Source organism: Paenibacillus sp. R-74696 (assembly GCF_055814915.1).
Map to the genome: position 1 here is coordinate 114,091 of NZ_JBPULM010000046.1, position 13,088 is coordinate 127,178.

Annotated in this window: 10 protein-coding genes and 1 riboswitch; of the genes, 4 read left to right on the forward strand and 6 right to left on the reverse strand. The window is 49.3% G+C overall.

What is annotated here, in order from left to right; translation table 11 throughout:
* Window positions 1–201: 201 nt before the first annotated feature.
* A riboswitch (cyclic di-AMP (ydaO/yuaA leader) is annotated at window positions 202–368 on the forward strand.
* A gap of 4 nt (window positions 369–372) precedes the next feature.
* The 4 genes from ACSR9A_RS25075 (at window position 373) to ACSR9A_RS25090 (ending at window position 3,038) form a co-directional block, all read left to right on the forward strand.
* Window positions 373–792 (forward strand): hypothetical protein, encoded by a 420-nt coding sequence (locus ACSR9A_RS25075; RefSeq protein ID WP_473760435.1) that lies wholly within the window; start codon window positions 373–375, stop codon window positions 790–792.
* Between the two features lie 197 nt (window positions 793–989).
* Window positions 990–1,556, forward strand: coding sequence for a MarR family winged helix-turn-helix transcriptional regulator (locus ACSR9A_RS25080; RefSeq protein ID WP_473760438.1), 567 nt, complete (start codon window positions 990–992; stop codon window positions 1,554–1,556).
* Between the two features lie 109 nt (window positions 1,557–1,665).
* Window positions 1,666–2,169, forward strand: a complete 504-nt coding sequence (locus ACSR9A_RS25085; RefSeq protein ID WP_473760440.1) for a hypothetical protein — start codon at window positions 1,666–1,668, stop codon at window positions 2,167–2,169.
* Window positions 2,170–2,171: 2 nt separating this feature from the next.
* Window positions 2,172–3,038, forward strand: a complete 867-nt coding sequence (locus ACSR9A_RS25090; protein ID WP_473760441.1) for an SDR family oxidoreductase — start codon at window positions 2,172–2,174, stop codon at window positions 3,036–3,038.
* A 195-nt stretch (window positions 3,039–3,233) separates the two neighbouring features.
* Here ACSR9A_RS25090 and ACSR9A_RS25095 read toward each other — a convergent pair whose 3' ends face one another.
* From ACSR9A_RS25095 to ACSR9A_RS25120, 6 genes are all read right to left on the reverse strand, one after another.
* Window positions 3,234–5,789 carry a beta-mannosidase gene (locus ACSR9A_RS25095; protein WP_473760442.1) on the reverse strand — a complete coding sequence of 852 codons (2,556 nt, stop codon included), beginning with the start codon at window positions 5,787–5,789 and terminating at the stop codon, window positions 3,234–3,236.
* Between the two features lie 27 nt (window positions 5,790–5,816).
* The gene (locus ACSR9A_RS25100) at window positions 5,817–8,348 is read right to left on the reverse strand and encodes a beta-mannosidase (protein ID WP_473760444.1); all 2,532 of its coding nucleotides are present in this window, start codon (window positions 8,346–8,348) and stop codon (window positions 5,817–5,819) included.
* Between the two features lie 155 nt (window positions 8,349–8,503).
* On the reverse strand, window positions 8,504–9,835 hold the full coding sequence (locus tag ACSR9A_RS25105; protein WP_473760446.1) for an ABC transporter substrate-binding protein: 1,332 nt from the start codon (window positions 9,833–9,835) through the stop codon (window positions 8,504–8,506).
* Window positions 9,836–9,900: 65 nt separating this feature from the next.
* Window positions 9,901–10,734, reverse strand: coding sequence for a carbohydrate ABC transporter permease (locus tag ACSR9A_RS25110; RefSeq protein ID WP_473760448.1), 834 nt, complete (start codon window positions 10,732–10,734; stop codon window positions 9,901–9,903).
* Window positions 10,731–11,648 carry a carbohydrate ABC transporter permease gene (locus tag ACSR9A_RS25115; RefSeq protein WP_473760450.1) on the reverse strand — a complete coding sequence of 306 codons (918 nt, stop codon included), beginning with the start codon at window positions 11,646–11,648 and terminating at the stop codon, window positions 10,731–10,733. The genes ACSR9A_RS25110 and ACSR9A_RS25115 overlap by 4 nt, the downstream gene beginning before the upstream one ends.
* A 294-nt stretch (window positions 11,649–11,942) precedes the next feature.
* Window positions 11,943–12,995, reverse strand: coding sequence for a substrate-binding domain-containing protein (locus ACSR9A_RS25120; protein ID WP_473760451.1), 1,053 nt, complete (start codon window positions 12,993–12,995; stop codon window positions 11,943–11,945).
* Window positions 12,996–13,088 lie beyond the last annotated feature (93 nt).

Here is a 13,088-nt window from a genome sequence, read left to right on the forward strand (position 1 = left end):
CTTCTACATGAGCGGTCAGTCCACAATGAACTACTGTATTCATAATTCAGCAGTTATTTCTGCAGAAAACGAGCGTTGCCGCCAAATAACGGCAGCGCTCGTTCTCGCTTGAGGCAGCTGCATTTTTTTATTTTACTGCTAAAAGGTTTACAAATGAGCCATTAAGGTATAATATATATCCCTAGCCGAATTCTGGCACTCTATTATTAATCGCTTAATTTTTCAATTGAAAAAGCGGGGGAACCAACGACGTGGTTGAAGCGACAGCTTGAATCGCAAGGGGTGAATCCGGTGCCTTCGCGCACTGGTAGGGCAGCTCTCTGGCCCGAATCCGACAGCTAACTCCGTAAGCGAACGTGAGGAGAGATGAATATGATTGTCCTTCATGCGCCGGACGCTCCGCCTAAGGCGAAGCACGCAATGAAGCTTACGGTCAAGCGCATTGAGCTGTTTGTCATTCCAGCACTCAATGTAGACGCCGCTGGAAACCGTGCCTGCTTGCGGGTAACGACGGACAAAGGCATTGGCTTTGGCGAGACTTTTGTAGACGAAATGGAACGCCCTAACGATTGGGGCCTGTGGTGCAGCGCGCTGAGCAGCTTTATCGGCACCTTGTCCATAACAGGCCGTTCGCTTCGGAGCGAGCAAGCTGATCAACACAGTGTGTACAACCTGTTCGATCACGCCATTCACCATCTCAAACACTGGACGGCAGAAATTGAACCGGATGACAACACTTCCGAGGAACCTATTTTACTCAGCCGCTCGTTATTCTATCTTTCTATTTTTTAGCCTATTTTGGATCGACCTAACACAAAGGAATCTTCCCCGCCATGATTCAGCTGGCGGAAAGGTTTCTTTTTTTATCCGCTGCTTGTTCTCCTATGGAAAGAAAATAAAGTTTTAGTTCCACATAGGAAGAATGACGGGCTATTGATAGGTTATATAAATGTGTTGACACAAAAGTAATTAGGAACCATACTATATATATGAACAACAATAATAAATTATTAAATGACATTGACGCAATTCCTTCGCTAGTACAATCCAAGCGTCAGATTGATCGCTATAACCTAGACATAGACGCTCAGGCTATACTCGTCGCTTCTAGACTAATGGCAGCGGGAGTCAAGCTTGGACATGCCTCGGAGATTCATTTCTCTAGATTCGGTTTATCAACAAGTCGATATCGTTTATTGGCAGATCTTGAAGATAACGAAGGAGAAGAATTGCCTTCGCAATTAGCGGAGCATCTAGGCGTTACACGTGCTACAGTGACAGGTCTTATCGACACCCTTGAACGAGATGGGCTAGTATCTCGGAGATCAAGCTCAGATGATGGCCGTCAGAGATCGGTCATTTTGACGGAAGCAGGAGCGAAGAAGCTTCGTGAAATGGCTCCTGAGCATTTCGCTCGGCTGGAAGCAATGGTGGGCTTGCTCAATATCGAGGAGCGCAGCGTATTTCTCGACTTGCTAGGCCGAATTACACAAGGCATCTCAGCTCTTACGGGCGAAGTAGGCTCGAAACCAAAGGGAAACATCAGTAATGATTAGAATGGGCTAGTAAAGCTAGCCTATTTTTATCCTTATATAGTTAGGAAGCTAATTATATTTCACTGAAAGCAATCGTTGAACGATTTCAAAGAAGAGGGGGAGCAGCTAAATGAACAAGATGAAATACCCGAATCAGACAGATGCTGTTTACGGCATCAAGCCTGCTGGTTCCAAGAAAAAGATTTTTATACTATGGCGTGAAGTTGTCATGGCCTATGCTGCTCCTGCCATCATGGCAGGTATCGGGGGATTGATTACTGCCGATAGGGGTCTTCAAATAGGGGCATTGACCACAATCGGCGGTGCATCGGCCTTGATGGCCTTAATGATTGGCCTTTTGTTGCGCAGCCGAGTGGGCCGTATACGATGGGTCATCACTGCACCTCACTTGGTTGTGGTAGGGATGTTCGCATTGGCCGGGTCCTTGTTTGGCCTATACGCCGCATGGTTGACATCTGTTTTACTAGAATTTATGAATCCGAGCAATCATTTGGCCTGGGTCGGTCGTGTCTGGACCGATTTCCCGTTATCTGGATTCATAGCAAGCACGATAGTGACATGGCGGTGGCGTCTTGCCGTCACAACTCATTTTCCATCCAAAAGGAGAAGATAAAAATGATAGTTATTATGGGAGCAACAGGTACGATAGGAAGTGCGCTTTTGAAACGTTTGGTTGATCTTGGCGTACCCGCCAAGGCGCTGAGCAGAGAGCCTGAGAAGTTGCGTGATCAGATCGGAGAAAAAGGCCGATCGACTATCATGGTTGCATCGGCGGATGCTTCCGACCCCGAATCGCTGCGCCGCGCGTTTACAGGTGCTAGCCAGCTCTTCCTTGCCATGTCCAACAGTCCGAGACAAATCGAATTGGAAACTTCAATCATTCAGATTGCCGCAGAATCTGGAATCAAACATATCGTAAAAATATCCAGCCCTGCCTTTGAGCACAGCTCGCCAGTCGCAGTGGCGGGCTGGCATCAAGAAATCGAGAAAACGCTGAGGGAATCGAGTCTCACCCACACCGTGCTGCGCCCTTATGCGTTCATGCAAAACTTGCTGCGCCTTGCACCAACGATCACAACCCAAAATGTTTTCTTCGGCTCCATGGGCGATTCACCGTGTAACTTCATTGACTGTCGCGATATCGCAGATGTTGCCGCAGAAGTTCTTACCAATCGCAAGATATCAGGCCAAATATATACGCTTACTGGTTCGGAAATTTTCAACTATCCTCAGATCGCGAGTCAACTATCCGCCCTGCTTAATCGGCCGATAAGCTACATAAACATGGAACCTCAAGTACTGCTTCGCAATCTTATCGAGCATGGGAATATGCCTCCTTGGCTCGCGAACCATGTTGTGGAAATTCAAACTATGTCTACGGTGGTGCCAGAAATTCCAAATGATACTGTGCAGCGCTTGCTCGGCAGAGAGCCACGAACGCTAGAGGCCTTTCTGCATGAGTGTGTTGAACATTTCCGGTAGAGGCGGAGTCCACCTATAGTGAAATTTTCGCCTCACTCAGACTCATGAATGCGCAGAATTTCATCCAGTCGGTGAACTGAAGGCAAAGATGAGGGGCAGCAGGTGGCTCGGAGATCGAGAAATAGGCGTACAGGGTTCACATATTAGTCATCCATAATATGTAGAACCCTGTACGTCCAATACTTTATTTTCACCTTAAATAAAATCGGTCATCGAATGGACGGCAAGCTCGCCCGGCGATGCAGCAATGAAAGCCTGATCCCCTTGCGGGTTTCGCGCGTAAAACGTGATCGTACGCGGTTCATTCGGCAGCAAATCGAAATAGTTGTCACTGAAAATGCCCTCGATGGACGCGGAAAGTCGAACCTGCTTCGCCAGCATATTCGTCTCCAGAACAAAGGCTGTGCCGCCGCTGCCTTCAACTTCGCTTACCTTAATGGCAGGAGCTATGAGTTCAAGCTCCTTCATCGGCCTGAAATAATGCTCCTTCTCCTCCACAAGCAGTCCACCCTGCTTAAGCTTGGCTGCCAGTACAACTGAGCCTGGCTCAATACCTTCTGGAAGCAGCGCCTTCAGCTCAAAGGAGCAGGCTATGTGGCCCTTATTCGGCTGAAGCGACACGGGAACAGCAAACTGCTTTAGCACCTCGCCAGCGAATGAGCGCAGTTCTAGCTGAAGCTCGCCGATGAAAGGCACATTTTGATCTGACAATACATAACAATCGATGCGGCCGCCACTAGTATCATCGAAGGATAACATCATGTCACGGAAGCTGCGTCCCGCATAATATTGCAGCGCCTTCCAGCGCCCGTAATAGTCCATTCCCGCCCATGAGGCAACGGGCCAGCAATCGTTCATTTGCCAATATAACGACCCCATGCAAAATGGCTTTTTCCGCCTATGAGCCTCAATCGCTGTCTTCATCGCTTCCGCCTGCAGCACTTGGCTCAAATACAGAAATGCCGGAAAATCCCTCGGCTGGCGCAAATACATATCCATATATTCCTTGATCAGTTGGTTGCCACGCGCGTTTTTCTGATGCGCCAGCATAACCTCCGATTCAATTGCCATATCCGCTTCCTCCGCATACTGCTGCACCGTCTGCAGCTCAGGGAACGATTGAAAGCCGTATTCGCTCATAAAGCGGCCTACGTGGACGTTGTATTTTTCAAAGGGCTCTATGTTATGCCAAACGCCCCAGTAGTGAATATCGCCGCTCTTGGACAGGTTGAAAGCATGCTGCTCCCCGTCTCCCGTCAGCCCGCGCATCGGCGATGAAGGCCAATACGCAATACCATTGCCCAGCCCAGCGACCGCCTGTGGCAAAATCCGATGGAAAATCGCCTCATAATCGGCCCACAGCTGCTCTCGCTGCTCCGGCGTATAATCGCGCTTCCAGCCCCAGCCCATATTTTCATCATAATGCGACCAGGCTGTATCGATTTCGTTGTTGCCGCACCATAAGGCGATACATGGGTGATTGCGCAGACGCCGAACGTTTTCCTCCGCCTCCAGACGCACATTTTCCAGAAAAGCCTCATCTCCTGGATACATGCTGCAAGCGAACATGAAATCCTGCCAGACGAGCAATCCGTACTCATCACAAAGCTCATAAAACACATCCGCTTCATAAATGCCGCCACCCCATATACGGAGCATATTCATATTCGATTGCGCAGCACTCGCAATTTCATGACGGTAGCGCTCATACGTCACATCAGGCAGAAAGCTGTCATTTGGAATATGATTAGCGCCTTTGGCGAACACCGGAACGCCGTTTAGCTCGATATAAAAAGCATGGCCCTGCTCGTCTTGATCGGTTACCAGCTTCACTGCCCGCAAACCCGTCGTTACACTACGGCTGCTAACAGACTGCTCGACTCCATCCTTTGCTTGCACAAGCAGTGCTTCAAAATGATAGAGCTCCGGCTTGCCGAGGCCTCGGCACCACCAAAGCCGCGGCTCCGTAATAGACGCCGCCAGTTCCACCGTCTGCAATCCCGCGTCCAGCTGAACCTGCTGCTCCCAGCGCCTACCGTCTGCCTCAACCCGCACTACCCCTTGCCAAGTCTGCTCGCATTCGACCTCTGCGACAAGCCTGAGACTCGCTTGAACAGACGTTATTTCCTGCTGCTCGATATATAGATCGGTCAGTCGTACATCCGACCAGGCAACGAGCTTAACTTCTTTCCAAATGCCGCTCGTCACAAAGCGCGGGCCCCAGTCCCAGCCATAATGATAAGGAGCCTTACGGGCAAAAACACTAAGCTTCTTATCGCCAAGTCCACCCAGCTCTGACTGGTCATTCGTCGCTGGAAGCGAGTAGCCCAGCTTCTCAAGCTTTGGCAAATCCTCGTTAATAGGCGAACGAAATTTGACGGTTATCACATTGCCCTCCGGCTGTAAAACCGGCTTAACATTGATTTTCCAGCTGCGGAACATATTGTCCGCCGACAGCATATGCTTGCCATTTACGTACACGTCAGCATACGTATCTAGTCCTGTAAAAACCAGCTCAAGCTGAGATTGTGCAAGCATTTCCGGCGTTACGCCGAACGTCGCCCTATACTCCCAATCCTGCTTGTCAATCCACTGCAGTCCATGCTCATTCGTCCCGTAAAAGGGATGGCCTATTCTCTCCTGCCGCAGAAGATCCAAATGCACATTTCCCGGAACAGTCGCTGGCAGCCATTCCTTTTCCCCGCATGCTCTAAAGCTCCAATCAGATAAAATTCTATTCGCTTCGTTCATCGCGTCCTCCACAATCGTTATATTAGTTTAGTTAAAATGTATTTCAGCCTTGTCAGCATTGAGAGCTGACACTTCCAGCGTCTCAGATCGCAGCGGCTGTCCGTCTGCTTGCTGCAAGGTGACCGTAACCGATTCACCGGGCAGCAGGTCAAAATAGTTATCGCTGAAGCGGATGTTGCCCTGCTTCACAGCGATTTTCACCAGGCGCGCCGCACCGCCCGAAGCAGCTATTGTAATCGTCTGCTCCTTCTCATTAAACGTCGCTGCAAGGGTGCTGTCCGGCAAGCTGAGCTCCCGATGATCACGTAAATAATAATAATTGTCCGGCGCGTCCCACCGAGGAGCGGACAGCTTCACAATGACCTGCTCTGGCGCAGCATCGCCTAGCACTTCTGCCTCTGCAAGCTCGCTAATTTGAATTGCCGTATTCGGCGGCAGATTGACGTCAAAGCTCTGCTCATACACCAAGGCGCCATCATGCGTATAGCACTTGAACAGCACTTCGCCCTCATACGCTTCCAGCCGGTCATTAACTGCCCATACACAGAGCGGCTGCCCTGGCTCATAATCGAGCGACAGCAGGAGCGGATGGTAAAACTTTTTCGCATAATAAAAAGAAGCCTTCGGCAGCAGCTCATAGTCAATCAGCGACCAGCTCGTGCCTGGCCAGCTGTCATTATGCTGCCAGACGAGCGATCCGCTGGTGCGGTGCTTATTGCGCCTGTAATGCTCAATGCCATATTTTAAACCCTCCGCCTGCGTGAGCATGGAGAAGTTCATATATTCTTCGATATTTTGCGGAATGCCCGTATAACCTTCCATGAGCAAAATGCCCTTCTGATGGTTCGTATCCTTATTGCGATGCGCCATCTCTACGCTGCCCCAATAAAATTCGCCTGCCGGGATATAGCGCTCCAGCGTATAACGGTTCGCAGATGCGTGCATGCCGAACTCGCTGCTGAACAGAGTGAAATCTTTTTTATAATTTTTGAACGTAACGCCTTCAATGCTGTAATCAAGCAGCGGCGCCTCGCCGAATTTGCGCGGGTACACCGAGCCATGCCATACTTGCCAATTGTGGCGGTCACCGACATCAGGATCGTTGGCATCATTGCCGCCATATGGCGACGACGGCCAATACGGCCTGCTGCTATCATACTGCTCCAGCACTTCCGGCAGCAGCTCATGGTAGATGCTCTCTCCATAGAAGGGACAAGTAATATCCCCGCCAGCCGACTTCATGTCATACAGCCAGTCAATTTCGTTGTTGCCGCACCATAAAGCAAGCGACGGATGATTGCGCAGACGCTTCACATTATCGATCGCTTCCTGCTTCACATTTTCCATGAAATTACGGTTGAAATCTGGGAATAGTGCATTCGCAAAGGCAAAATCCTGCCAGACGAGCACACCAAGACGATCGCATTCCTCGTAAAAAACATCCTTCTCATAAATGCCGCCAGCCCAAATGCGCAGCATATTCATATTGGAATCGACAGCCAGCTCGATGAGATCGGTATAGCGCTTGTCCTTCACCGCTCCAATAAAGCTGTCTGCCGGAATCCAGTTGGAGCCTTTGGCGAACAGCTTGACGCCGTTCAGCAGGAAGGCAAAAGCGGGCTTTCCAGCCTCATCCTCCAGCTGCAGCTCAATTGTCCGAATGCCGCAGCGCTTGCGATAGCTGTCAACCTGCTCACCATCCGCAAACAGCTGCACCTCAAGCTCATACAAATACGGCTCGCCAAGATCATGCGACCACCATAGCCGCGGTTGCTTTACAGCCAGCTCCGCCGATGCTTCGTGCCCGCCTTTCAAGGAAATCGCTGCGGATGCCACAACCTCTCCCTCTCTCGTAAACAGCTTGATTTCAGCAGTCAGCTGCGCCAGCTTGTGATAGGCAACCGTATCAACTGCTACTTTCAAAGCTGCTTCTTCCTTGCCAGCCGATAACGTTTGAACGAATACACTGCCGAGCTTAGCGGCACGTCTGCGTTCCAGACGAACGCTGCCCCAAATGCCGACGGTGACCATTCGTGGCCCCCAATCCCAGCCGAAGTTCATTGCGGCCTTGCGCAGCCATGGACGCTCCTTCGTATAGGAGGACCACTGGAATTGCTCCTTATCCTGATGATGCAAATGCAGCGGGTCAAAACGGACAGCAATGGCATTTTTGCCCGGACGTACAACCCTCGTGACATCAAAAACATAAATGCGATGCATATTTTCCGCCGTACCCACTTCGAGTCCATTGACGAAGATCGTCGCAAATGTATCCAAGCCTTCAAAAATCAGCTCATGCCGCTCCCCTTGACCCTCATGAACCTCATAGTCGAACTGCGCTCGATACCACCACTCCTTCTGCTCGATCCAGCGGCATTTGATGTCGTTATGCCCAAAATAGGGATGCTCAATAATGCGCCGATCAATCAGTGTGGAATGCACATCCCCAGGAACCTTCGCCGTCATCCAAAAACGGTCGTCAAGTCCAGGTGCCGCCACCTGAAGAGGAGGCTTCTCCCCTACTTCAAAATGCTGCAACCGCCAGTCTGTTATTTTCATTTGGCTCTCATCCTCCAATTTATCTCTATGTGTGTTGAAAAAAATACGTAAAGCGCGAAAAGACCCGCCTCCAATCGCTTGCGATTTTTCAGCTGGGCCTTCTTCGCGCTATGGCTTTTTCGCCGTGCTTTTTTTACATTTCCGATTCGCTATACTTATTTGTTCAGCTTCGCTTCTGCGTCTTTCCCTTTATCGAGCAGCGTTTGATAAGCCTCTTCCAATGTGGCTTGGCCAAACATAACCGCTTCCATCTCGGATTTGTAGGTTTTCACGAAATCCTCCGCACCGGCTGGAGCTGGATAGAAAGGCAATGCTTTCGGTTTTGCCGCTTCAAGCAGCTCTTTAGCAAACAAGTCGCCGGACGTAAGCGTCGGCTCGAGCTCTTTGAACACCTCTTCATTGATTGGGATACCGCGTGTCAGACCAAGCGTCTTGCCGGATTCTTTGTCAGCCACGAACCATTTAATGAACGCTTTCGCCTGCTCCTTGCTAGCCGAGCCTTCGCTCACAGACAGGAAAATCGTCGATTGCGCCCAGCCGCCGCCAGCTTCGCCGATCGGAATGCTGCCTACTCCAAGCTTGCCAGGGAGCAAGGATTCAATCACACTTGCCGAGCCGACAGATGCGGTTCTCAGCATAACTTTGCCTGAAGCCATCGAATCGAGCTGCGGATCATTTTCCTTAAAGGATAGCTGCTGGTCTGCTGCAGGCACTATGCCATCTTTGCGGAAGTCTGCATAAATTTGCTGGAACTTCATCCAAGTGTCTTTATCGAGATTAAACGTTGTACCGTCTTTAAAGATCGGCCCTTTGCCTTGGGAGGTTTGGTAATATTGATAAAATTCCCAAATGTTCGTCATATCGTCAATGCCGTATTGGCCCTTCGGCAGCTTCTCATGTGCTTCTTTCGCATAAGCGAAGAAATCATCCCACGACCAGTTGCTCGCTGGAAGGCTAACTCCCGCCGCTGCCAGCGCCTCTTTATTGTAGACGATGCCTTGTCCGTTATAGCTGAGAGGAACGCCGTACACCTTGCCGCCAATTTTAATATTTTCCAAAACCTGTGCATCTACGACTCCCGACAGATCAATATCGGACAGATCCGCCAGCAGGCCCCGTTTCGCATAGCCTTGAATGTAAGCTGCATCCATCTGCAGTACATCTGGCAGCGTGTTCGATGCTGCGAGCGTCGGCAGCTTTTCCCAATAACCGTCCCATGCTGTATACTCAGGCGCAAACGTCACGTTCGGGTTCTTCGATGTATACAGCTCCAAATCCTTAAGCGTGGCATCATGTCTTGCCTGCGAGCCCCACCACATCACCTTCAGCTTTGCCGCTGCATCGGCATTTCCAGCAGACGAAGCCGCTGGCGCAGTGCTTGCTGCAGTCGAATTGCCGCCGCTATTAGAGCCACAGCCGGAAAGAACGAGGGGAACCGAAATCAGAGTAACGGGCAACCATTTCAACCATTTTCTTTGTGTTTTCATACGTAGAACACTCCCTCTTTTATATAAATGTTGGTGAAGCCGGTTGTTGAAAAACGTTTGATGCCTTACCCTTTGATCCCCGTTGTCGCAATGCCTTCTACGAAATGCTTCTGGGCGACGAAGAACAAGATCGCCGACGGAACGACAGACAATAGTGACATCGCAAGCAATTGTCCCCATTGGACTTCGAATTGGTCAATGAACATCCGCAATGCCAGGCCAACCGTAAATTTCTCGACTGAGCTGAGGTAAAGCAGCTGCGAGAAGAAGTCATCCCAGCTCCATAGGAAGGTGAAAATCCCTACAGTGACAAGCGCTGGCTTAATGAGCGGTGCGATGATGCGGAAGAAGATGCCGTATACCGATGCCCCATCAATTTGCGCCGCTTCATCAAGCTCACGCGGAATGCCCCGCACGAACTGGACGACCAGGAAGACGAAGAAGGCGCCGCCGCCGAAGAAATGCGGGAGGACAAGCGGAACATAGCTGTCAGTGAACCCTAGCTTGTTGAACAATATATATTGCGGCACGACGGTTACCTGAGCTGGCAGCATCATCGTGAGCAGCAATATTGAAAACCAGAAATTGCGAAGCTTGAAGTTCAGACGACCGAAGCCGTAGCCAACAAGTGCAGCTGTGGCGACGCCGCCTATGACGTTCCAAAATTCCATCATCAAGGTGTTGGCGAAGAAAGTGGCAAAGGTGAACTGTGGCGAGAAGTTCCATCCATTCGAATAGTTTTCCCACATGAAGACGGTCGGCCATAGCGATGGCTCTCCAAGCTCAGCCGTGCTTTTGAACGATGCCCCAACCCACCAAATAACCGGATAAAGCATCAGCAGCGAGAATGGGAGCAAAATCAAATGGGTGCGAAGTCCAGCTAGCTTTTCTGATCTCATTTGGCTTTCCCCCCATCCGATTCGTAAAATACCCAATATTTCGATACTAGGAAATTAATGGCCGTAAAGGCCGCGATAATGACGAGCAATATCCAGGCAAGTGCTGATGCATAACCCATTTCATACTGCTTGAATGCCTTCTCGTATAAGAACAGCACGTACATATAAGTTCCGTTTGCTGGTCCGCCCTGTGTAATGATGAAAGCCGAGGTAAACATTTGGAAGGCGTTGATAATGCCCAGCACAAGGTTGAAGAACATAACGGGCGAGAGCATCGGAATCGTAATTTTGAAAAACTGGCGAAGCTTGCTTGCTCCATCGACGGAAGCCGATTCATATAGATCTTTCGGAATTTGCTTAAGGCCGGCTAGAAAAATAACCATCGTTGATCCAAATTGCCAAGCGTTCAGCAAGATCAATGTGCCTAGTGCCGTATCCGGATTGGATATCCAGCCAATTCCTTCAATGCCGAACCAGCTAAGCACATGATTGACGTAGCCATCAAGGCCGAACATATTTCTCCACAATGCAGATACCGCGATGCTGCCGCCGATTAGCGATGGAAAATAAATCGCCGTCCGGTACCAGTTGAGGCCTCTTACCTTCTTGTTAAGTAAAAGCGCAACCATTAGCGAGAAAAACAGTTTAATCGGAACGGCAAGCAATACGAAGGTGAAGGTGACCGTTAGCGATTTTATAAACAGCCGATCTTTCGTAAAGATGCTCTCGTAATTATCCGTCCCGGTCCACGTTGGTGAATCCAGTAGCGAATAATCGGTGAAAGACAAGTAGAACGATTGTAAAATCGGCCACAGCGTCAGCAGCAGAAAACCGATTAGCCAAGGAGAGATAAATACGTAGCCGGCAATATCATGACCCGTAATTTTCCAGCGGCTTTGTTTTTTATTAAGCATGGCAAGACCTCTTTTCAGCGCGGGATAAATGGTCGAACTTTGTTGAACCCTGTATATCGTAAACCAATAGTAGTATGAAAGCGTAAACATTGTCAACCTAAATTTTTATCATTGTTATGTTTACAATAAATAATAAAAGTTTACTTAAAGCGTTTACAATAATAACAATCGACAAAAATCTGCTTTTTCCACGAAAAAAAACGGTTTAACGAGGAGCATTCCCCGCTAACCGTCTTGTTCACGCCATTTTCTAATTGCTGCACTCCATCTTGAATCCTAACAAATAAACCTTTACTAATTTACAGGATCGCCTACACTCTCCCGAATAATTAAATCGCTTTGCAGCAAAATTTTCGCATAGGGCATATGCCCGTTTTCCAGCCGCCATTGCAGCAGTTCAACGGCCTTAATGCCAAGCGCCTCTTTCTCTGCATTTACCGTCGTAATCATTGGCGTTTCGCCTAATATTTCAAGATTGTTATCAAAGCCCGTTAAGGAGCATTGCTCGGGAACCTGCTTGCCCAGCCGCTGTAAGGCGTTCATTGCGAGCAAGGCAATTTGGTCATTCGCACATACGAATGCAGTTGGAAAACGGCTCGCTTCAAGCTCTTTCAGACTGGACTGCAGCAAATTCAAATTAAACTCGTCCAGCGTCGGTTTTACTTTAAGCAGACCCTCACTAGGCGTATAATCAAGCCGGCTCTCATCCATAACCGAGCGGAAGCCGCTCCAGCGGTCAATAAAGCTGCGGGAATAGCCGAGCTCCCCAATAAATTGAATCTGGGTATGGCCTTTGCCAATCAAAAACTTGACCAGCTTGCGAATGATATCATAGTTGTTCATAAAGATGCTGTCGCATTCCAGCAGCTCGTCTTCATGGTCAACTAAAATAAACGGAATCGCCTTGTTGCGCAGCTCAACCAGCATCGGTGTAGCGATCAAGCCAACACCAATAATGCCCATTAAGCCTTCAGGCTTCATGACGAGGTTGAAATTTCGCGGCGAATCATCCGATATGAGGACGGAGCCCAACCCCTTTGCCTCCAAGCTTTTGGAAATGCCGTCAAGCACTTTGCCCCAATAGCCCGATTCCTTGTTTTGGCTCCGAATATTCGGAATGAGAATGCCGACGATTTGGTGCTCTTCCTCCTCATTCTGCTTGCTGCTTGGCATTTTTTTGGCGCTTTTCTGATTCATGTAGCCAAGCTGCGAGGCCATCTCAAATATTTTGCTGCGCGTAACGGCGCTAATGCCCGATTTTCCCGATAAAGCTTTAGAAACCGCATATTTGGATACGCCTACCCGATCCGCTATTTCCTGCATCGTAATCTTTTTTTGCTTCCTCACGGCCAATCACTCCAAGTCTAAACCACTGTAGTCAACTACTATTTTGTAAACCAAACAATTTATTGATTATCATAACAAATCCACTCCTCCCTG

Excerpts from the sequence above, each read along its gene's own strand:
- ACSR9A_RS25075 (WP_473760435.1), top strand. The coding sequence starts at position 373 with ATGATTGTCCTTCATGCGCCGGACGCTCCGCCTAAGGCGAAGCACGCA.
- ACSR9A_RS25080 (WP_473760438.1), top strand. The coding sequence starts at position 990 with ATGAACAACAATAATAAATTATTAAATGACATTGACGCAATTCCTTCG.
- ACSR9A_RS25085 (WP_473760440.1), top strand. The coding sequence starts at position 1,666 with ATGAACAAGATGAAATACCCGAATCAGACAGATGCTGTTTACGGCATC.
- ACSR9A_RS25090 (WP_473760441.1), top strand. The coding sequence starts at position 2,172 with ATGATAGTTATTATGGGAGCAACAGGTACGATAGGAAGTGCGCTTTTG.
- ACSR9A_RS25095 (WP_473760442.1), bottom strand. The coding sequence starts at position 5,789 with ATGAACGAAGCGAATAGAATTTTATCTGATTGGAGCTTTAGAGCATGC.
- ACSR9A_RS25100 (WP_473760444.1), bottom strand. The coding sequence starts at position 8,348 with ATGAAAATAACAGACTGGCGGTTGCAGCATTTTGAAGTAGGGGAGAAG.
- ACSR9A_RS25105 (WP_473760446.1), bottom strand. The coding sequence starts at position 9,835 with ATGAAAACACAAAGAAAATGGTTGAAATGGTTGCCCGTTACTCTGATT.
- ACSR9A_RS25110 (WP_473760448.1), bottom strand. The coding sequence starts at position 10,734 with ATGAGATCAGAAAAGCTAGCTGGACTTCGCACCCATTTGATTTTGCTC.
- ACSR9A_RS25115 (WP_473760450.1), bottom strand. The coding sequence starts at position 11,648 with ATGCTTAATAAAAAACAAAGCCGCTGGAAAATTACGGGTCATGATATT.